Genomic DNA, 19,893 nt, shown 5'->3' with positions numbered 1-19,893 from the left:
CGCAAGCGGTCCAATATCATTTGCGCCTATGCAAAATACTGTATCGTCCCATCGGAAAAAATCCCGGCTTCCGTGCCTTCTCCGTGGTCTTTCCTCAGAAGCTCCATTGCCTCCTCCCACGTTTTCACCCACACCACGCGTTTCTTTCCATCCACATCGCCGAAGCGCAGAGTCGAATATTTATCGGGATAGGGGCTCAGGCAGATAATGCGGCGCACATGGGCCGCCTCGTCCCCCATCGGGCCCCATTGTCTTCCGCAGGCCTTTCTGCCGAAGGGACCTGAAAAATAGTGTACCACCTGCCCGTCCGGACAATAATTGACGAGCACGATATCTCCCCCCGTTTCTTTCAGGTACGCGGCCGCATTCAAAATAGCCAGATCCGCCTCGTTGACCTTCGCATTGGCATTTGCCACGATCACGTCCTTTTTCTCCGGAATCCGGCTCCGATAAGTCACAGCCGCCGCCTGAATCCCCTCGTAATATTCCGCAACCGGCTCTCCCGCGAACAGTCCGATGATGTCCAGCCTTGCATTATAGATTACATCTATTTTAAAAAACTCTCCCGCCATCCGGGTCATATCCTCGATCTCCATCCTCATAACGGGGGAACTCTGCTGTCCCATCTGCCCATACTTGCTTTTCGTATGGTTTCCCGTGGTTGTGGCGATGGAGGCAATTCCCGGAAACAGAAGCTTTCCCCCGCCTCCAAACCCATTGAGCGGGTGCGGGGTAATGGCCCCTATTCCAATCCTTACGCCGCTCTCCGCAAACTCCCGGTTGATTTCCACCGGAACGCCCTCCGGCGTATAGCCGAGCAGTACGTTATTTTCGTACGGATTGTGGTTGAATACGCAGAACCGGCCGACTATATTTTCCCCCAGTTTTTTTACAAACTGACCTCTCGTCATGGCCCCATGGTTTCCGAGGGCGCAGAGGAATTCGATATTATCTTCCCGGATTCCCGCCGCCAGAAGCTCCTCCACCACAAACTCCGCAATCTCCTTCAGCTTTGTCCCACGGCTGGCATCGTCGAATACAATAACGGCGGTCTCCCGTCCCCGGGCCAGCTCACGGATTGTCTTCATCCCCCCGGACGGTCGGTTGATCCGGCTTCTGATCTGCTCCGGCGTCAGGGCGGGCATCGTATCCCCCGGCATCCCGTAATACTCCGTATCCCATTTTTCGGGCAGACTTATCCTGACTTTCCCATTTTCAGCGGCATCCTGATACAATGTGACATCCATATAATTCCTCCACCGCGAAGAGCGGTCCCCTGAAACAGCCAAAAGGCCGCCGCAAAATGAAGTCTCTCATTTCACGGCAGCCCTCCGGCCGATGCGATTTCCCTGATTTTCCAGAAGCGTGCTTAAAAATTGTCCAGCAGCTCTTTATTTCTCACATACTGTGACAGTTCCCCCTTCTCCAGAAACGCTTCGATCGTCTCCGCCATGATGGTCTGGGACCGCAGTCCCCCCTCCGCCGTCTCCGCGCCCATGTGGGAAGTGATAAATACATTTTCCATGTCCAGGAGCGGATTGTCATCCATCGGCGGCTCATCGCACAGCACATCGAGACCCGCTGCCCCAATCCGGCCGCTCTTCAGCGCTTCTACCAGATCCGCCTCATTCATCACGCTGCCGCGGCAGGTGTTGATCAGGTATGCGCCCATCTTCATCCGGTCAAAGCATTCCCGGTTGATGCTGCCCGCCGTCTCCGGCGTGCTTGGGATATGCAGGCTCACAATGTCGCTTTGCTCAAATAATTCTTCCCTGGAACCGGCAGACCGCACCCCCGCAGGAAGCTGTTCCCCTTTTATATAGGGATCATAGGTCAGGATCTGCACCCGGAACCCCGACAGCATACGGGCCAGGTTCCGCGCAATATTGCCGAATCCCAGAAGGCCCACGGTTTTGCCGTCCAGCTCGGTCCCCGTAATGGTGGAGGGCCAGATGCGGGCCTTTACGCCGCCGACACAGGGGGTAAATTTCCGGCCTGCGTTCAGGATATGTAAGAGCGCCACCTCCGCCACCGAGGCAGAATTTGCTCCGATAATATTGGCCACCGGAATGTGATGTGCGGCTGCCGCCGCAAGGTCGATATTGTCGAGTCCCATCCCATATTTCTGGATAAATTTCACCTTTCCCTCGGCCTCTGCCAGAAGCGCCTCATCCCATTTTTCCAGTGTGCTGATCACCACGTCCGACTTAAGCGCCTGTTCCCTCACGAGATCCGGCCGGTTTCCCGGAATGGCCTTTGCCACAAAATTATATTTTCCCGAAAACTGCTTTTCCAGATAGGACAAATCCACCTTTACCGGATCCACGTTAATCCAGATTGTCTGTTTCATACCGTCACCTTTCCCTGCCTACTGCATTACGTCCTGGATGTCCTCAATTGCCCGGACTGCCGTATCGACCGCTTCCTGTCCGGTGGCCGAACCCGTCATTACCTGGTTCACCATCTTGCAGGCCGGATAGCTGAAGTAGTGTTTGGATGCCACCGCGCGTCCCTCCAGCGTGTTAACCGGATAGCCGTAATATCCTCCGGCATTGCGCGCATAATCGACAATCAGGGCATTCACTTCATCCTGCCATACATCCGCTTTTGCCGTATCTTCAAATACAGGGGCCAGGAATGGTGCCGTCGTCTCGAAGCACTGGCCGTACCATTCGGGATCCAGCAGATATTTAATCAGCTCAGCCGCCTCATCCGGGTATTTGGAAGTCTTTGTGATGCCGTAGCCTCTCGGGAAGCTCATGTAGATTCCGTTCTCCGAGCCGACCGGAGCCGATACAAAGGCAGTGTTTTCAAAAATTTCTTTATTTTCTTCGTTGTCACGAAGAGCCACATAGAGGGACGGTCCGTTGATGCAGATAGCCGCCTTGCCCTGGATATAGGCCGAATTGTTGCCGCCCGCATCCCAGGTCGTGCTGTCCGCCGGAATCACGCCGTCTTTGTAGAGCTGACCGATCATATCCAGCCTGTCCGCCCATTTATTGCCGTCCTTGATCGTGATATTTCCCTCTTTGTCAAACATATAGGCGCCTTCGTTCCACTGCCACTGACGCCATGCATTCTCATCATCGTCGTCGGTGTCGCCGCAGCCCATGGCCAGCCCGTAGAAATTGTTGTCCGGATCCGTTACCTTTTTTGCTGCCTCCACTACCTCGTCCCAGGTCTTCGGCATCTCGGTAATTCCCTTTTCCGCCAGGACATCCTTGCGCACATACATGATGACCGCGGAGCTGCTGTACGGCACGTAATAATGGACCCCGTCGATCTGGGTGCTGGCATAGGCGGAGTCAAAATAACCACGCTCCTCATTCAGCTCATTCACCAGCTCCGACACGTCGGTGTAGGGAATATTCGGATAATAGTTCATCGTTCTGGTGGTATCGGTATAAGTCACATCCGGTGCGTTTCCGCCCTCAATGGCCGCATTCAGCTTTGGAATAAAATCCGTCGAGTTTATAACCTCACAGTTCACCTTAATTCCGCTCTCCGCCGCAAACTGCTGCACCCTCTCCTCGGTTGCCTTGTTCACTTCATCACTGAACAGCTTCTCCACCCAGATCGTCAGTTCCTTTGCCTCGGCCTCCTTGCCTGCCTCCGCTTTTGCGCTCTCTCCCGCCGGGGCGGCTGCGCCCGTCGTATTCCCTGCCTTGCCGGAGCATGCGGTCAGGGAAATCCCCATTGCCGCACACAAGGTAATGCCGGCGGCCCGTTTCCAGAAACGTCTGTTTTTCTTCATAATATTTTTCCTCCTTTTATTGTTTCACACCGCCCGCCGTCTTTCCTCCGACAAGCGCGCTGTTTGATAAGATATAGATGCAGAGAATCGGGATACATGCGACTATCGCCCCCGCCATCAACTGGTTCCACGCCGGCATATCCCCATAAATAATGGCCGACAGAATCAGCGGGAAGGTCTGCACCTCCTTGCTGCTCACATTGACAAGTGCATACAGGTATTCGCCCCAGCACATGGCAAAGGCAAAGATTGTGGTGGAGATAATGCCCGGCAGCGCCAGTGGGAACACAATCCGGTACATCGTTCCAATCCTGGAACAGCCGTCCACCCTGGCCGCCTCCTCTAACTCCACCGGAACCGAGGCAATGTGCGGTATCAGAATCCATGCCACATAGGGCAGGGTAAAGGTGGGATAAATCAGCATCAGCCCGTAAATACTGTTGCTCAGTTTCAGCGTCGATACAAACATATAAAGAGGGATGTACAGCACGCAGGTCGGAAGCAGATAGGTAAACAGGACCGTTTTCGAGTACATCCTGCGTCCCTTAAATTTGATCCGCGCAATCGCATAGGCGGCCGGATATGCCACCAGGATGGAAAACGCAGACACAAACACCGCAATAATCAGGCTGTTCTTCAAACCGCTTACAAATGAGGTCTCCGTCAGCAGGTAGCGGTACGCCTCCAGGCTGAACTTGTGAGGATACATGGTTGGAATCTTTGCATATATTTCCCCCTGTGATTTAAGAGACGTGTTGAGCATCCAGTAGATGGGAAACAGTGAAACGATCAACATCAAGGCCACAAACAGATAATTAACCACTCTCAGCATTTTGTTACTTTTCATCGTCTCACCCCTTTCCCCGTCTCTTCCGCTTCCCGGCATTCTCATCCGGCAGCATCATCTTCGCGATATAGTTAATAATTAAGAACAGGAACGGCATTGCAATAACGGCCACCGCCACACCGCGTCCCAGCATCATCTGCATCATGGCTGTCTTGTAGCTGTATACATTCATGACCTGGGTGCTTCCGTTTGGTCCGCCTCCCGTCATCAGCCAGACGCTCTCAAATTCATTGAGGGTCCAGATCGTGGACATCAGCGTCGATAACAGCAGCACTTCCTTAATCTCGGGAAGTGTTATGTAGATAAAACGCTGCCACACATTGGCCCCGTCTATTTGCGCCGCCTCGTAATAGTCGCCAGATATGGTCTGCAGCTTCGCCAGAATCGACATCCCGAAAAACGGGGTTCCCCTCCATACGTTGCTGATGATAATGGCCGTCATGGCCAGCCCGGCCGAGCCGAACCAGATGAGATCCTTATCAATCAGGCCGAACGTGCGCATCAGATAATTTGCCACGCCTCCGTTGGTGCTGAAAATCCATTTCCAGTTATAGACGGCCACGATGTTGGGCAGCGTCCACGGAATCATCAGGAGCGCCCGGACAATGTTGCGTCCCTTAAATTCCATATTGAGGGACAGAGCCATCGCGGTTCCAATCACCGCCTTCAGTGCAATCGCGAAAAAAGTAAATTTCAGCGTATTAACAATGGAATGCAGGTATTCTTTATCCGTCAGCAGACGCACATAGTTGCGGAACCCGATAAATTTGGCGGGGCCGCCTATGGTTTTGTTGGTAAAACTGATGTAGATCCCCCAGATAATCGGCACAAGCAGGACGCACAGCAGATACACAATCAGCGGAATGTTGATCAGCCAGGCAAAGCGCGCTTCCTTCGACATCTTTCCCGCCCCTTTTACTTTGGCCTCATTCATGGCATCCCTTCCCCCTTCCCCTTTTATTAAACCTCTGTCAGCAGAATTTTACTATTCACAGCCATTATTCCGCGAGGTGTTTTCACGCGCATTTTGCGTGAAAATCCCGAGTTGTACAGCGCGAAACGGTGTTTTTTACCGTTTCTGTGCATCGCGGAGCGTGTTGCCGTTCACAGAACTGCGTTTTATGCAGGGCTGTGAATAGTAACGCAGAATTCCTTCTTTGCTTCCACAATCATCCTTGCCGCCTCGCCGGCAACGGCATAGTCGGCTTCGGCAAGCGGCGCCAGCGGCAGCCTGACTCCTCCGATATCCAGCTTCTCATTGATGCGGAGCACCTCTTTTATCACGCCGTACATATTGCCGTGGGCGCTGCACAGCTTTGCAATGATATCGTCAATTACATACTGGAGACGGCAGGCCTCCGCCATCTCGCGGGCCTCAAAAAGCTCGTTGAGCTTTAGGAAAAGCTCCGGCATCGCGCCATAGGTTCCGCCGATCCCGCCGTCGGCCCCGATGGAACGGCCTCCGATAAACTGTTCGTCGGGACCGTTGAAGATAATGTAATCGTCCCCGGCCGCCGCCTTCAGTATTTGAATATCCTGTATCGGCATGGAAGAATTCTTCACTCCGATGACCCTCGGGTTCTTTCTCATCTCCGCAAACAGGGACGGAGTCAGCGCCACGCCCGCGAGCTGCGGGATATTATAAATAATAAAGTCGGTGTCGGGAGCGGCCTCACTCATGTCGTTCCAGTACTTTGCAATGGCATACTCCGGCAGGCGGAAGTAAATCGGCGGTATCGCCGCAATGGCGTCCACTCCCTGCTCCTGGGCATGTTTTGCCAGGGCCACGCTGTCCTTCGTGTTGTTGCAGGCCACGTGGGCAATGACGGTCAGTTTTCCCCGGGCCGCCGCCATTACATTTTCCAGAACGGTTTTCCGGTCCTCCACGCTCTGGTAGATGCATTCACCGGAAGAACCGTTGACATAGACTCCCTTTACGCCCTTTTTGATAAAAAACTCCGTCAGCGCCCTCACCCGCTCGGGACTAATCTCTCCCGCTTCATCATAGCAGGCATAAAATGCCGGAAAGATTCCTCTGTACTTATCCAGATTTCTCATATTTCCTCTCCTTTATCTGTTTTACTTTTTGTTCCCCTGTTTCAGGAAAAATGCCCTGATTATGTTACTATTCACAGCCCCGCTGTAAAGCGCGGTTCTGTGAATAGTAACCTGATTATTTCTTTCCGGCAGAATTCCTGTGTGCATTAATAATAAATTCATAATACTACAAAAAATATTTTTCGTCAATCTTGTATAAAAAAATATTTTTTTATTTTTAAATTATTGGGTTGACGTTTTTTTCTTCTAAAAGCCCGGAGGCCAGCCAGGCCGCGCCAAGCATCCCCGCCCTGTTTCCAAGACCGGCCGGAAGCAGTTCCACACCGCGGAAGCTGTCCATAATCTGGCACTGCGTTTTCTCCCGGATTCTGCCGAGCACATGCGGCTGGGCCATCACGCCGCCGCCCAAAATGATACAGGAGGGGTTGAAAATATGGGTAAGCGTGATAAGGCCATAGACTATCTCATCGATCCAGACATCGACCAGGGCGCAGACTTCCGGCTCCGAAAGACGCTCAAATATCTTCCTTCCGCTGTCCAGTTTACCGTCACACTTTTCCGCCATTCGCACCAGCGCCGCGGTGGAGGCGTATTTTTCATAACAGCCGCTGAAGGGAAGGCCCGCCACACGATCCTCCGGATGCACAATAATTCCGCCGAACTCTCCGGCCGAGAACGTGCTGCCCGTATATACTTCCCCGTTTATCACGACAGCGCCTCCCACCCCGGTACCGTAAGTAATACAAAGAAAATCACTTCGTCCAATCCCCGCGCCGAACCTGGCTTCCCCCAGGGCCGCCGCATTCACGTCATTTTCAACCGCTGCCGGCACCGCAAATTCGTGTTCCAGAATCTCCCGTACCGGCATTCCGGTATAGCCCGGAATATTTTCATTGGCATAGAGGATACTGCCCTTTTTAGAATCCACCTGTCCCGCGGTGCTGATTCCGATCGCCTGGAATCCCCGGTATCCGCGAAGGATTTCCTTTACCCTCTCCATCACATAGGCGCCGCCGTTTCGGGCATTGGTGTCCCACTCCCTCACTTTTGTCAGTTCCCCTCCGCACCAGAGGCCGGACTTGATGGAGGTGCCTCCGATATCCAGCGCCACTATTTTTTTCTCCATCCCTCTCTCCTTTTCCTGTTGTCTCTATCCAATACCTGCACCGCCTCCGGAACAGTTACATCCTTTCTTACTTAATAGCCGACACAAACCGCTGCGTAATCTCCCGCGGCCTTGTGATGGCGCTTCCAATCACAACCGCCCAGACACCCCGGTTAAGCGCCGCCTTCAATTGATCCGGCATCCAGATTCCGCCTTCGGCAATCACCGGCCTGCCGCACTCTTTCGCCAGCCTTCCCATCAGCTCAATATTGGGAAGTTCCACACCCGCGGTATAATCCGTATATCCGTTCATCGTGGTCCCCACAAAATCAAATCCCAGCTCGGCCGCATGCATCCCCTCCTCATAACTGGAGCAGTCTGCCATAAACAACTGATCCGGATATTTTATACGCACCTCGCCAAAAAACTCATCCAGCGTCCTTCCGTCCGGGCGCGGTCTTTTCGCGGAGTCCGTCGCATCCGTCGCAATGATCGACACACCGCACGCCACGAGAGCGTCAATCTCCTTCATCGTGGGTGTAATATACACATTGCAGTCCCCGTACACCTCTTTAATAATCCCGATAATCGGAAGGTCCACCGTCTTTTTTATCTCCGTAATATCCTCAACCGTATTGGCCCGGATCCCGACCGCGCCTCCCTTCATAGCCGCATAAGCCATCCGGGACATAATATAGGAGCTGTGCAGAGGCTCTTCCTTCAACGCCTGACAGGATACAATTAAGCCCCCCTTAATCCGATCCATAATTGCCTGATTCATCTGCTTCATACAAATCCCTCTCATTCACCTTATTTATAAAACTTATTCGCAACAACTTAATTAAACTATATCACGTCAAGAAATTTTTTTCAATTATTAAAAATAAATAAAAATGTTTTTTAATGATATTAAAAACCGCCAAAGTAATGCGGCAGCCCCATAAGGACTGCCGCATTACTTTGACGGCTGCTATTCAAATACAACCATCCATATTCAAAATCAAACCCTCTCATCATTCAAATGCCATCCGCATGCCGCGGCTCAATTCTTCAACTCCTCTTCCTGTCAAGAAATGCCTTCGCATCCTTTGACACCACAAGAATCAGCACACTGACCATATAGATCGTCGTGATAAAAAATAATACCCACACATAAAGCGAAACCATGCCTCCCAGCACAAACCCCGTCACCGTAAAGGCCCCGAACACGGCCGCTATGCCGTTCAGCGCAGTCAGCAGGTATTTAGCCCACCTGTGTCCCTGGTAAAGGAAATACCAGACAATGCAGCTTAGCATAATCCTTATCAAATTAACCGAAATTGCAACGGTGCACAGTTCCGCAACGGCTCCGCCCGCAATGACTCCAATTATGTAAATCTGCCCCTTTTTCTGCTGTTCTGTCATACTCTTCTGCCCTTTCCTCTTATCGTTTCGAATCGTCTGTAAACATTATACCATATTCACTCCGTGAATACGGTGTCTCCGACGGAACTTAGCCCCCGTATTTCTGCGGTAGACGCAGAAAACGGCATGCGCAGGTATAATGCCCTTTATGGTCATTATACCATATCCACCCCCAAAACAAAACCTGATCACGCTGATCCGGCGGGACTTTCCTCCGCGGAGCTTCCGCCCTCCCCCTGCCCACGGCGCCTCTTTTTCCCGTCCTGTTTCAGCTACCTTCCCGCTTTTTGCATAAAAACATGTTTTCGGTAATAGATTGTAATAAACAAATCCGGAGGGCTTTTTTATGAGCTCTAAAACAAAAATAGTAGTGCTGCGCATGAAGGAAATTATTTACACTGCCATCTTTATCGGTCTCGGGATCCTTTTGGTAACGTTATTCCTTATCATGTTCCATCCGAAAAAGGACGCTGCCCAGACGGCATCCGACAGTGTACAGTACATACCGGGCGTATACACAGCCTCTCTTGTCCTTGGCAGCCAGAACGTCAATGTGGAAGTAGCCGTCGATGCGGATCATATCAATTCCATCAGCTTCTCCCCTCTCAGCGATTCGGTCGCAACCATGTACCCGCTGATGGCTCCGTCAATCGCCCAGCTTTCCGAGCAGATCTGCCAGACGCAGTCGCTGGAAAACCTCTCCTATCCCGAGGGCAGCCAGTATACCTCACAGGCGCTGGTCAATGCAATCCGTACCGCGCTGGACAAAGCTTCATCAAATTGATGCAAAACACACCGCACCAGGCGATAAGGGCGGAAACAGGGACAGAAAATTCCAGGCAACACAGAATTTTCTGTCCCTGTTAAATTGTCCATTTTTTAACATATTTTTCAGATTTTTCTGTTTTTTATTGTATTTTATCAAACTCAGTGAGATAATGGACGCATGCTCTGGTTTCTGCGCAGTGGCTGTGACCGGCTGGGGACGGTAAAAGGCGCTTCACACGGCAGGAAATCACAAAATGGGGAGGAATTATTATGAACGAAACGGGGAATTCATTCATTACCATCGACCTGACAAAAATCAGGTCCAATATGGAAAAAATCAGGAAACACGTAGGGCCGGATGTGGAAATTATGCCTGTGCTGAAGGCAAACGCATGCGGCCATGGCCTGATCCGCACCGCGGACTGGCTGATGAGCGAATGTAAAATCAGAAGGCTGGCCGTCGCCCAGGTGCGCGAAGCACAGACGCTAAGGGAAGCCGGAAACCGCGCGGAGATTATGGTGTTGGGAGGAGTGCCGGTCAACAATCTGCCCTACGCGGTGCAGGAGGATCTCATCCTACCGGTCTTCCGCACTCAGGATGCCGCCCTCCTGTCCGGACTGGCTCTGAAAAGCGGCAAAAAAGCCCGCGTCCATATAAAGATAGACACCGGGCTGGGGCGCATCGGCGTGGAAAAGGGAAGGCAGCTTGAGGATCTCCTGGACGGCATCCTGCCGCTTCAGGGGTTGGAAATCGAAGGCGTTTTCACCCATTTCGGCGAGGCCGAGGTAGCCAACCCGGAATTTACCGAACAGCAGATCAGGGATTTTGAGGAAGCGGTCGGACAGATACGGGCAAGAGGCATTCACCCGCGCTACGTCCACGCCACCAATACCCCATCCACGGTACGGTTCAAAAAGGCCCACTATAATATGGTGAGGACAGGCCTCCTCTGGCTGGGCTATGATCCCTGCCTCGACGAGGAAAACCGGCTGGGCCTTGAAACGGTGCTGGACTGGAAGACGTTTATTACCAATAAGAAATATGTCCCTGCCGGAAGGAGCATGGGCTACTGGAGAAGTTTTACGGCAAAGCGCGACACCGTAGTCGGAATTGCCAGCTTCGGGTACGGAGACGGCTATCTGGAGGATTTGGGCAAGAAGGGCGGCTATGTGCTGATTCACGGCAGACGCGCCCCCATCATTTCCGTCTGTATGGATCAGACATTCTTAGATATCACGGATATTCCAGAAACGGAAATCGGTGATACGGTCACGCTGATCGGCCGGGACGGCGGGGAAAAAATCGACGCGTTTGACCTGGAAAAAATCACAGAGAATTCCTATGTCGTTTACCTTTGTAACATCAGCGAACGCCCGGTGAAAATTTACAAAGATCAGGAATAGGCGTTCTTTATTCGTAACGGCGTTTCATAGAAAAATAGCAGCCGGGCTGTATCCGGCTGCTATTTTTGTGGCTGGATGCCGGTAACACGCATTATTTTTTACAAAATATAAAACAGGTATTGACCCTCACGTATCGTGATATTGTATAGTAATATCAGAGGGAAGGTTTCATGCATAACTTCCTCTCTGTCTTCAAAGAATCATACCGGTAGGATTCGCCCGTAAATATGCAGATTGTAAATATAGAGTTAGTATATATATAAGCAGACAGATAAAATAAGGAAATAACAGGAGGCAGATAAGATGATGACTGTAAAACAGGTTTCATCGCTGACCGGCGTCAGCGTAAGGGCCCTTCAGTTTTATGACGAGATTGGACTGTTTAAACCGTCGGAGGTAACGGATGCGGGATACCGTCTGTATGATGACCGTGCGTTGGAGGTGCTGCAGCAGATTCTGTTTTTTAAGGAACTCGATTTTACCCTGAAAGAGATTAAGGCGATCATGGAGAGTCCCGGGTTCGATAAGACGGAAACCTTCATAAAGCAGCGCGAACTGATACAGGTGAAACGTGACAGGCTGACTTCCCTGTTGGGACTGCTGGATAAGCTGATCAAAGGAGAAACGTGTATGGATTTCAGTAATTTTGATATGGAACGGTATTTCACCGTTCTGGAAGAATTTAAAAAAACAGAACCGGAAAAAATCGAAAAACAGATGGGCGGCATGGAGCGCTTTGACGAGATGCTCCTGGATCTAAAATCACGCGAGGATGAAATTGCCGCAATGGCCGTCAAACAGTTCGGAAGCATTGAAAACTTTACAAAGGCAATGGAAAAAAATTTCCAGACCTTCCTGTCGGATGGCCCGTCCATCTCCCCGGAAGAGGTGGACGGCCTTGTTGAAAAGACCGAAGAAATTACCAGAAGACTGACCGCCGATTTGAGTAAAGACACTTCATCCGCGGAAATCATGGCAATTACCGGGGAACTTATTTCTTTCACCGAGGAATGCAATCAAGGCATTGATATGGGAGAAAACTACTGGCAGTTTATGGCCGACACTTACGTGTCATCCCCCGCTTTTACCGAGGTGACCGACAAAAAATACGGAACCGGCGCATCGTCATTTATCAGCCGCGCCCTGAAGGAGTATCTTAAAGAGCGTCAATAACAGATAAAAACCGGACGCGGAAGCTTGTATAAATGCCCTGCAGGGACAGTGAATTCTGTCTCTGCAGGGCATTTGCTTATCTTAAATTATTTTATTTGTTTACTTTATTTGTTTATTTTAATTTTCTCATTTTATCTGATTATAAAACAGGCCCATTCAGCAGGCACTGTTTCACCGCTTCCAGAAATCCTCCCGCATAGATGCTGACCGAGGAAACCGCATCGCCTGCGTAACCGGAATCCGAAAGGAGGCCTTTCTCCGTCTGGTTCTCCACCAGGTATCCGGCCAGCGTATCCGCCTGCTCATACCACTTCGGACCGTTCTCCGTCATCGTATACTGACCCTCCTCGGAGAGCTGTCTTTTTCCGGTTCCCTCTGCATTTACCGCATCCCATTTGAGATCAATGATTTTATGATCTTTTACCGTCATGGAAATCGCGTCGCAGAAACCGTTGTCGTCGGCCTGCCCGCTCTTCCAGGAATACGCTCCGTCGGCCGCCGCAGCCAGCAGCGCATCAAGGCTCATGTGGGAGGTGTCGCCCTTTGCCAGAAGAAGGCATTTTTTCAGGCAGTCGATAAATCCTCCAATATGGATGCTGACCGAGGAAACCGCATCGGAGGTTCCTCCGTCGTTCATCAGGCCTTCCGTCGTCTGGTGCTCCATCACATAGCGGGCCAGCTCGTCCGCCTGCTCATACCACTTCGGACCGTTTTCCGTCATCGTATACTCGCCTGCCTCGGACATCTGTCTTTTGCCCGTTCCGTCCGTCTGTACGGCATCCCATACGAGCTGTGTGATTTTATTTCCGCTTATTTCAATTCTGATTTCGTTATAAAAACCGTTTTCATCCGGCTCGGCGTCGCGGTAAACGTAGGCTCCGTCCTCTATCTCCTTCAAAAGCTCAGCTACCTCGGGCAGGGCTTTTTCGGCATTCTCCTGGGCAACCTCCTGCTCAATAATCGCAGCCAGTTCGGTGCCCTCTTTCACCGCTCCGCGCACACAGTTTGCCATGGCCGTCTTGACCGCATTGCTGGTCATCGTAGCGCCGGATACGCTGTCCACACTGTGGGTCTGCTTCATCCAGATATCCTTTGAAAGCTTTACAGCCGCCGCCTTTCCAATCTCCGGCGTTTCATCCGGAGCGTTCACTTTAACATCCTCTATTCCGTATTCTGAAAATCTGGCGGTCACGGTTATCGGTCCGCCGTATCCTCTTGCGCTTCCTTCATAAATTCCTTCATTATAAATCGGCACGTCCGACACCGGCAGGTTTCTGCCCGCTATGGATTTATAAAGAGGCCCTGAAACTGCAATCAGACCTCCCGCCAGTACAATCATGATTCCTGCCCCGGCAAGTCCTGCCGCCATGCTGTTCTTTCCATTGTTATTTTTGTTTTTCTTCACGTTTCTCGAATCCTTTCCTTTTTCATCGGCTGGTGTTTCTGATACATGGGAAAACTTCCCCCGAATAGTATACAGGAACATGGCATGATATTCAATAAATTTTATAGAAATTATATATTTTTGCAAATATAGGAAAAACTTACAATCCTTAAACCGGCGGATACTTCTATCCTGTTTCGGCCGCCGGAAAAAAATCAAAATATCCGGCCAGACCGGGAATATTTTGCCCTTAGTCTGGCCGGATACCTTTATTTTATTCGTTTTCCGCCAATTTCGTATTCCGCTGCCGCTTTCCAAATATGGTTACGGCGCATCCTCCAACCATGAAACCATCATGATACTCTCTATATCTCATCCTGATAAATATCGGCCGCCAGGGCATGATACTCTTCCAGCGGAATTTTAAATGCCCGGGACTCTTCCACCGCCGCAATGAAAGCCGGGACATCATCGTCAAAATCATAAGTCCAGAGCGTTTCATTCAGACTGGCGAGCCGATCATCGGCCGGGTAGATGAGATCCAGGTGGATCTGTTCCATATAATCGTACTCTCCGTCCACTTCTATGGTAAACTGTCTTACCATGGAAAGATAAAACTGCTCCTCTCCCGTTACATCATACACTCCCGTCTCAAAAAGCAGGCTGTCGTCGGAACAGTCAAAGCGGAGACGGTTAAATTTTTTAAATACTTCCCAGGCGGTTTTCAGGTCCGGCTCCTTGGGATTGAATCCGGCCTCCTTGAGGGACGCCCTGAGTTTTCCCAGCGCATCGACTGTTTTTAAAAGTGTTTCTTTCTGTTTCTTATTTTTCTGTGAGCTATCCGCTCCCGGTTTGTGTTCCATGTTCAACCTCCTTATCCGGCGCCGTTTCGCACCGGCAGACGGCGGTAGTTCCGTCCGGCGGACTACTGCGTCCGGTCTGTCTGTTCCTTCTTAATAAATTCCTTAATTGCGGCGCTGTCGGGCAGGTGCATCATGTGATGGCGCGTCAGCGGCAGTAAAACAAGTCCGCCCACCGTATGTTTCCCCCAGAAGTCTTTCAGCCACAGCGACCCTTTTTGTTCCAGCAGACCGCCCTCACCGACGAGCCGGTCCAGATATTCGGGCGCAGGCCTCCGTTTCATATCGTCTGCGGTCAGGGATTTTAAAATCTCACGCGTCCTCCGCCCTACCGCATCCCGGTAATTGATCAGTTCCTGCTTGTTGATCCGCTCACTGAGGCCGATAATCTCGGGATCGGACATGATGTTGCCGGTATCTTTGACGGTCACATTCATTCGGTCCATCCATTCGTCATTAAAAATCTGGTCCTGCTCCGCTATGAGTAGATTTCCCACCAAATCCTCAATCCTGGCGATATGCCACAAATGCCATGCGATGGTTTCATCCTTTTTGGTCGGCATTACGCTGTAATCCTCGTCCCTAAGCCCCTCCAGTATTTCATCGCAGTAGGTTGGCTCCGCACTCATTGAAACCTGCCCCGTATGTGTAATCGAATGCATCTCAAGCGCCAGCTCAACCGCCGGTTCAAAATTCCTGCGCGACCGAATCAGCCTGCGCAGCTCGTCCACCTTAAGCTTATAATCATTTACCGTATCCATCATATCGTCTTCCTCCGCTCATCGCGTTTCCGGGTGTTACACTATTTTTTCATCATGGCTATCTTTCATTATAATTCATTCCTTAGCCGCGGTCAATCATAGGGAAGAGGATGGCATTCAAAGAAACACAGCGGGTTACTGTTCACTCCGTGCCCAGCAACACGCTTCGCGATGCACAGAAACGGAAAAAGCGCCGTTTCGCGCCGTAACCCTCGGGTTTTCTGTGACTTTCGCTTTGCTCCACTCACAAAAAACACCTCGCGGAATACTGCCCGTGAACAGTAACCATAGCGGCCTCGCCCCCATCCCCTCGAAGGAATAGAACAAGACAGCGGCCACCGCCCGGGGTTCGGGATGGCGAAAACCTTCGCGTCTTCAGTCCCGCCGACGGATTCCCCTCACCATACCCATCCCCGGGACTGAAGACTCACAACCTCCCCCCATCATCCCGAACCCCAGCCGTCCCGGCGGCGTTCTCCTTCCTCCGTCAACACAGCAAAAAGCACGCCCCACAGAGCGTGCTTTCTATTCCCAGCCTTCAATCAAAGCGCATTGCTGCGTCTTCACCGTCCGCTTTCTTATTTAATAATCTTTACAGGGCACTTCGCCGCGCACTTGCCGCAGTTGGTACACTTCTCATAATCGATTACCGCAAGGTTGTTATCCATATGAATGGCGTCATCCTCGCACTGTTTGATACAGAGCGTACAGCCGATACAGCCGTTGTCACATTTTGCCTTGACAGCCGGTCCCTTATCATGGGAATTACACTGTACCAGGTGCTCTGCCTTATACGGAACAAGTTCAACAAGATGCTGCGGGCAGGCGTCCACACATTTGCCGCAGGCCACACACTTCTCTTTGTCTACGACTGCAATGCCGTCGATCACGTGAATCGCGTCGAACTGACAGGCGGTTACACAGGAACCGAATCCCATACATCCGTAGGTGCAGGCTTTGTCGCCGGAACCCGGAACAACGGCCGCCATCTTACAGTCCTTGATACCGTAATAATTATACTGTGATTTTGCCTTGTCACAGGTGCCTTTACATTTTACAAAGGCAACCATCTTCTCGCTGCTGCCGGCTTCCACACCCATAATGGCTGCAATTTTCTCGGCACAGGGAGCGCCGCCGACCGGGCAGGCGTTGATTGGAGCCGTACCTTCGGCAATGGCTTTTGCAAGACCGTCACAACCAGGGAAGCCGCAGCCGCCGCAGTTGTTGCCCGGAAGTTCTTCCCTGACAAGGATTTCTTTTTCATCTACTTCTACTTTAAATTTCTCGCTGGCAACTCCGAGGAGCACACCGATGATAATACCGGTGAGACCTACGATAACCGCCGCAATAATAATTCCAGTTATATTCATCCTTCGTCTCCCCCCTTAAATTAATCCGGAAAATCCGAAAAATGCGATTGACATGAGACCTGCGGTAATTAACGTAATCGGGGATCCCTGGAAGTTGTATGGCACATCATTGAACTCAATTCTCTCACGCACACCTGCCAGAAGCACGATTGCAATGGTAAAACCAACTGCGATACCGACGCCGTTGACAACGCTCTCTACGAAGTTGTAGGTTTTCTGTACGTTTGTTAATGCTACACCGAGAACGGCACAGTTTGTTGTAATCAGAGGAAGGTATACGCCGAGCGACTGATACAGGGAAACCATATTTTTCTTAAGGAACATCTCTACGAACTGTACTAAAGCCGCAATAACCAGGATGAACACGATGGTCTGAAGGTATTCCATACCAAAACGCACCAGGATGTTATCATAGATTAAGCTTGCCACTGCGGATGCAATCGTAATTACGAAGATTACGGCCACACCCATACCTGCTGATGTCTCTACCTTCTTGGATACGCCAAGGAATGGGCAGATACCGAGGAACTGGCTTAATACAACGTTATTTACCAGGGCTGAGCCGATGGCAATTAATAGTAATTCTTTCATCTATCCATTCCTCCTATTCTGTTTTCTCAGGTTCTTTTGCAGCTTCGGCTTCCGCTTTTGCTTTCGCTTCATCGGCTGCCTTCTTAGCCGCCAGGGCTTTTTCTGCCGCAGCTTTCTTCGCTGCCGCAGCCTTAGCCGCTTCCTCTGCCGCTTTCTCAGCCAGCGCCAGATGGTTTCCCGCACATGAGGAACCCGCACAGCTTGCACAGTTGCCGCCGCATGCCAGATTGGACTGAGGCACGGAACCGTTGGTTGCAGAAGGAGCTTTGAACTTATTCTGGAGCGCTGTCAGGATTGCAAGGACAAAGAACGCACCCGGAGCAAGAACAAAGATCGAAATGTGGAAATCTTCCGGGATAATCTGTTTGCCGAAGAATGCTCCGCCGCCCAGGAATTCACGGAAAATACCGATACAGGTCAGGGCGATGGAGAATCCAAGACCCATTCCAAGTCCGTCGAAAAGGGAGGAAATTGCATCATTCTTGGAAGCGTAAGATTCGGCACGGCCAAGGATGATACAGTTAACTACGATTAACGGAATGTAGATACCCAGCGATGCATAAAGGGAAGGCACATATCCCTGCATTAAAAGCTGGACTACGGTTACAAGGGTTGCCACGATAACGATGAATGCCGGAATACGCACGCGATCCGGAATAATCTTACGCAGCGCCGCAATAATTAAGTTTGAAAATACAAGAACGGCTGTTGTGGAAAGTCCCATGCCCAGACCGTTTACGGCAGATGTTGTAACTGCCAGGGTCGGACACATACCTAACATTAACACGAAGGTTGGGTTTTCTTTAATAATACCGTTTGTAATACGTTCTGTATATTTGTTCATATTTCCCACCTCCTGTTAGTCTATGAAATTCTGTTTGCAGTACAGGGCTGCATTTACCGCATTGGTTACTGCCTTGGACGTAATGGTCGCGCCGCTGATGGCATTGATCTCAGCATCGCCGGCATTGCCGCCCTTTACAACGGTGAGCTCCGTAGCGGTTTTACCGTCATACTGGGTTCTGAACGCGTCTTCCTTTGCCTTAAGGCCCAGGCCCGGCGTATCGCTGATTTCGCGGAAACCGATGGCGGTAATGCTTCCGTCTTCCTTGATGCCGACGGAGATGGCTACTTTTCCGCCGTAGCTGTCATTGGAATAGGAATTGACTACATATCCGAGGTCACTGCCCGCGTCGTCTTTTGCCACCATAACGGTCTCAACGCCGACACCGCCGAAAGCGGTTGTTGCAAGCTGTGTATTGCATTCTTCCAGGTTGATTTCGCTTGACTCCTCAAAGGAGGAAGCCTCCGGGAACACACCCCTGTAAGTCTTGTTGTTTGCTTCAATTGTGGCCTTTTCGATCGGGCCTTTTGTCACTTCATATACGCCTCCCAGCGCAATACCGGAAATCAGGGTGATTGCAAAAAGGATAAAGGCGTCTTTCATAAATCCGGATTTAGCTGCCATTATTTCTTACCTCCCTTTTTTCCAAATGCAGTCGGAAGGGTGAACTTCTCGATTAACGGAACCAGGATGTTGCAGAAGATAATCGCATAGGAAACACCCTCTGCAGAGCCGCCGAAGATACGGAAGAGGCCTGTCAGAAGTCCCAGGGCGATACCGAATACATACTGTCCCTTTGGTGTAATCGGGCTTGTTACATAATCCGTTGCCATGAAGAAGGCACCGAAAATCAAACCGCCGCCGCATACATGGGCCAGAATGTAGCTTACATCGAATCCGCTGTAGATTGCGGCAAAGATTGCAACCGTTGCAATATATGTAAGCGGGATACGCAGTGTGATAACCTTTCTGAATACCAGATAAGCAGCGCCGATTAACAGTGCAATCACGGAAACCTCACCGATGGTTCCAGGGATACGTCCGATAAACATAGCAGTTACATCCACCTGCTCTCCTGCCTTTAACATAGCCATTGGAGTTGCGCTGGCTACCGCGTCGGAGAAAGGTTCGGTAAATGTGGTCATCTTGCCTGCGAATGAAATCAGCAGGAAACATCTTGCCGCCAGGGCCGGGTTCATCCAGTTCTGGCCAAGACCGCCGTACATCTGTTTTACAATGATGATGGCGAAAACACCGCCCAGGCATGGCATCCAGACCGGAATCTGAGGAGGCATGTTGAGCGCAAGGATCATACCGGTAACAACGGCGCTGCCGTCATAAACGGTAATCGGTTTTTTCATCAGTTTCTCAAAAATATATTCGGAAAGTACGCAGGATACAACTGTAGCAATCAGTACAAGAAGTGCGTGCATACCGAACTGCCATACACCGTAAATGGATGCAGGAAGCATTGCAATTGCCACGTCAAACATGATTGCCTGGGTGGAATGTTTACTTCTTACATGAGGTGATGACGATACGTTAAATAATTTTCCCATTTCTTCACACC

20 protein-coding genes are annotated in these 19,893 nt (G+C 50.9%); 3 read left to right on the top strand and 17 right to left on the bottom strand.

All coding sequences use genetic code 11. The annotated features are described in order from the left end of the window. Positions 1 to 26: 26 nt before the first annotated feature. The 9 genes from QZT18_RS13600 to QZT18_RS13560 form a co-directional block, all read right to left on the bottom strand. Positions 27 to 1,247: a lactate racemase domain-containing protein gene (locus tag QZT18_RS13600; protein WP_294148541.1), complete on the bottom strand. Its 1,221-nt coding sequence runs from the start codon at positions 1,245 to 1,247 to the stop codon at positions 27 to 29. A 122-nt stretch (positions 1,248 to 1,369) separates the two neighbouring features. Then, the gene (locus QZT18_RS13595) at positions 1,370 to 2,350 is read right to left on the bottom strand and encodes a D-isomer specific 2-hydroxyacid dehydrogenase family protein (RefSeq protein ID WP_294148540.1); all 981 of its coding nucleotides are present in this window, start codon (positions 2,348 to 2,350) and stop codon (positions 1,370 to 1,372) included. Positions 2,351 to 2,368: 18 nt separating this feature from the next. Further along, entirely contained in the window at positions 2,369 to 3,754 is a 1,386-nt protein-coding gene (locus tag QZT18_RS13590; RefSeq protein WP_294148539.1) for an ABC transporter substrate-binding protein, read from the bottom strand. Between the two features lie 16 nt (positions 3,755 to 3,770). After that, complete coding sequence (locus QZT18_RS13585) at positions 3,771 to 4,601, bottom strand: carbohydrate ABC transporter permease (RefSeq protein ID WP_294148538.1); 831 nt, start codon at positions 4,599 to 4,601, stop codon at positions 3,771 to 3,773. Positions 4,602 to 4,605: 4 nt separating this feature from the next. After that, positions 4,606 to 5,535: a carbohydrate ABC transporter permease gene (locus QZT18_RS13580; protein ID WP_294148537.1), complete on the bottom strand. Its 930-nt coding sequence runs from the start codon at positions 5,533 to 5,535 to the stop codon at positions 4,606 to 4,608. A gap of 185 nt (positions 5,536 to 5,720) precedes the next feature. Continuing rightward, on the bottom strand, positions 5,721 to 6,659 hold the full coding sequence (locus tag QZT18_RS13575) for a dihydrodipicolinate synthase family protein (protein WP_294148536.1): 939 nt from the start codon (positions 6,657 to 6,659) through the stop codon (positions 5,721 to 5,723). A 217-nt stretch (positions 6,660 to 6,876) separates the two neighbouring features. Next, positions 6,877 to 7,785, bottom strand: a complete 909-nt coding sequence (locus QZT18_RS13570; RefSeq protein ID WP_294148535.1) for an ROK family protein — start codon at positions 7,783 to 7,785, stop codon at positions 6,877 to 6,879. A gap of 67 nt (positions 7,786 to 7,852) precedes the next feature. Continuing rightward, the gene (locus QZT18_RS13565; protein ID WP_366925881.1) at positions 7,853 to 8,554 is read right to left on the bottom strand and encodes an N-acetylmannosamine-6-phosphate 2-epimerase; all 702 of its coding nucleotides are present in this window, start codon (positions 8,552 to 8,554) and stop codon (positions 7,853 to 7,855) included. 260 nt (positions 8,555 to 8,814) lie between these two features. Beyond that, positions 8,815 to 9,168, bottom strand: coding sequence for a hypothetical protein (locus tag QZT18_RS13560; protein WP_294148534.1), 354 nt, complete (start codon positions 9,166 to 9,168; stop codon positions 8,815 to 8,817). Between the two features lie 346 nt (positions 9,169 to 9,514). Between QZT18_RS13560 and QZT18_RS13555 the strand changes: the two genes are divergently transcribed. From QZT18_RS13555 to QZT18_RS13545, 3 genes are all read left to right on the top strand, one after another. Continuing rightward, entirely contained in the window at positions 9,515 to 9,952 is a 438-nt protein-coding gene (locus tag QZT18_RS13555) for a hypothetical protein (protein WP_227029334.1), read from the top strand. Between the two features lie 254 nt (positions 9,953 to 10,206). Continuing rightward, positions 10,207 to 11,340, top strand: coding sequence for an alanine racemase (alr, locus tag QZT18_RS13550; protein ID WP_294148533.1), 1,134 nt, complete (start codon positions 10,207 to 10,209; stop codon positions 11,338 to 11,340). A gap of 303 nt (positions 11,341 to 11,643) precedes the next feature. Continuing rightward, positions 11,644 to 12,513, top strand: coding sequence for a MerR family transcriptional regulator (locus QZT18_RS13545; protein WP_294148532.1), 870 nt, complete (start codon positions 11,644 to 11,646; stop codon positions 12,511 to 12,513). 139 nt (positions 12,514 to 12,652) lie between these two features. On the opposite strand, the gene QZT18_RS13540 is transcribed toward QZT18_RS13545, so the two are convergent. The 8 genes from QZT18_RS13540 to QZT18_RS13505 form a co-directional block, all read right to left on the bottom strand. After that, positions 12,653 to 13,918 carry an FMN-binding protein gene (locus QZT18_RS13540; protein WP_294148531.1) on the bottom strand — a complete coding sequence of 422 codons (1,266 nt, stop codon included), beginning with the start codon at positions 13,916 to 13,918 and terminating at the stop codon, positions 12,653 to 12,655. 344 nt (positions 13,919 to 14,262) lie between these two features. Further along, entirely contained in the window at positions 14,263 to 14,760 is a 498-nt protein-coding gene (locus QZT18_RS13535; RefSeq protein WP_294148530.1) for a hypothetical protein, read from the bottom strand. 62 nt (positions 14,761 to 14,822) lie between these two features. After that, entirely contained in the window at positions 14,823 to 15,521 is a 699-nt protein-coding gene (locus QZT18_RS13530) for a DinB family protein (RefSeq protein WP_294148529.1), read from the bottom strand. 575 nt (positions 15,522 to 16,096) lie between these two features. Next, positions 16,097 to 16,888: an RnfABCDGE type electron transport complex subunit B gene (locus tag QZT18_RS13525; RefSeq protein ID WP_294148528.1), complete on the bottom strand. Its 792-nt coding sequence runs from the start codon at positions 16,886 to 16,888 to the stop codon at positions 16,097 to 16,099. Positions 16,889 to 16,903: 15 nt separating this feature from the next. Next, positions 16,904 to 17,479, bottom strand: a complete 576-nt coding sequence (gene rsxA / locus QZT18_RS13520; RefSeq protein ID WP_227029327.1) for an electron transport complex subunit RsxA — start codon at positions 17,477 to 17,479, stop codon at positions 16,904 to 16,906. Positions 17,480 to 17,492: 13 nt separating this feature from the next. Further along, positions 17,493 to 18,323 carry an electron transport complex subunit RsxE gene (locus QZT18_RS13515; protein WP_294148527.1) on the bottom strand — a complete coding sequence of 277 codons (831 nt, stop codon included), beginning with the start codon at positions 18,321 to 18,323 and terminating at the stop codon, positions 17,493 to 17,495. Between the two features lie 15 nt (positions 18,324 to 18,338). Then, the gene (locus QZT18_RS13510; protein WP_294148526.1) at positions 18,339 to 18,947 is read right to left on the bottom strand and encodes an FMN-binding protein; all 609 of its coding nucleotides are present in this window, start codon (positions 18,945 to 18,947) and stop codon (positions 18,339 to 18,341) included. Continuing rightward, positions 18,947 to 19,882 (bottom strand): RnfABCDGE type electron transport complex subunit D, encoded by a 936-nt coding sequence (locus tag QZT18_RS13505; RefSeq protein WP_227029324.1) that lies wholly within the window; start codon positions 19,880 to 19,882, stop codon positions 18,947 to 18,949. Before QZT18_RS13505 ends, QZT18_RS13510 begins: the two co-directional genes overlap by 1 nt. Between the last annotated feature and the right edge of the window lie 11 nt (positions 19,883 to 19,893).

The sequence above is a fragment of the uncultured Clostridium sp. genome, from assembly GCF_900547735.1.
Lineage (GTDB): Bacteria > Bacillota > Clostridia > Lachnospirales > Lachnospiraceae > Otoolea.
Note: the sequence above shows the minus strand (reverse complement) of the source record. Positions and strands in the feature narration are given on the sequence as shown.

Bases quoted from the DNA above. Each gene is read 5' to 3' on its own strand.
- QZT18_RS13600 (WP_294148541.1), bottom strand. From the start codon at position 1,247: ATGGATGTCACATTGTATCAGGATGCCGCTGAAAATGGGAAAGTCAGG.
- QZT18_RS13595 (WP_294148540.1), bottom strand. From the start codon at position 2,350: ATGAAACAGACAATCTGGATTAACGTGGATCCGGTAAAGGTGGATTTG.
- QZT18_RS13590 (WP_294148539.1), bottom strand. From the start codon at position 3,754: ATGAAGAAAAACAGACGTTTCTGGAAACGGGCCGCCGGCATTACCTTG.
- QZT18_RS13585 (WP_294148538.1), bottom strand. From the start codon at position 4,601: ATGAAAAGTAACAAAATGCTGAGAGTGGTTAATTATCTGTTTGTGGCC.
- QZT18_RS13580 (WP_294148537.1), bottom strand. From the start codon at position 5,535: ATGAATGAGGCCAAAGTAAAAGGGGCGGGAAAGATGTCGAAGGAAGCG.
- QZT18_RS13575 (WP_294148536.1), bottom strand. From the start codon at position 6,659: ATGAGAAATCTGGATAAGTACAGAGGAATCTTTCCGGCATTTTATGCC.
- QZT18_RS13570 (WP_294148535.1), bottom strand. From the start codon at position 7,785: ATGGAGAAAAAAATAGTGGCGCTGGATATCGGAGGCACCTCCATCAAG.
- QZT18_RS13565 (WP_366925881.1), bottom strand. From the start codon at position 8,554: ATGAAGCAGATGAATCAGGCAATTATGGATCGGATTAAGGGGGGCTTA.
- QZT18_RS13560 (WP_294148534.1), bottom strand. From the start codon at position 9,168: ATGACAGAACAGCAGAAAAAGGGGCAGATTTACATAATTGGAGTCATT.
- QZT18_RS13555 (WP_227029334.1), top strand. From the start codon at position 9,515: ATGAGCTCTAAAACAAAAATAGTAGTGCTGCGCATGAAGGAAATTATT.
- alr (WP_294148533.1), top strand. From the start codon at position 10,207: ATGAACGAAACGGGGAATTCATTCATTACCATCGACCTGACAAAAATC.
- QZT18_RS13545 (WP_294148532.1), top strand. From the start codon at position 11,644: ATGATGACTGTAAAACAGGTTTCATCGCTGACCGGCGTCAGCGTAAGG.
- QZT18_RS13535 (WP_294148530.1), bottom strand. From the start codon at position 14,760: ATGGAACACAAACCGGGAGCGGATAGCTCACAGAAAAATAAGAAACAG.
- QZT18_RS13530 (WP_294148529.1), bottom strand. From the start codon at position 15,521: ATGATGGATACGGTAAATGATTATAAGCTTAAGGTGGACGAGCTGCGC.
- QZT18_RS13525 (WP_294148528.1), bottom strand. From the start codon at position 16,888: ATGAATATAACTGGAATTATTATTGCGGCGGTTATCGTAGGTCTCACC.
- rsxA (WP_227029327.1), bottom strand. From the start codon at position 17,479: ATGAAAGAATTACTATTAATTGCCATCGGCTCAGCCCTGGTAAATAAC.
- QZT18_RS13515 (WP_294148527.1), bottom strand. From the start codon at position 18,323: ATGAACAAATATACAGAACGTATTACAAACGGTATTATTAAAGAAAAC.
- QZT18_RS13510 (WP_294148526.1), bottom strand. From the start codon at position 18,947: ATGGCAGCTAAATCCGGATTTATGAAAGACGCCTTTATCCTTTTTGCA.
- QZT18_RS13505 (WP_227029324.1), bottom strand. From the start codon at position 19,882: ATGGGAAAATTATTTAACGTATCGTCATCACCTCATGTAAGAAGTAAA.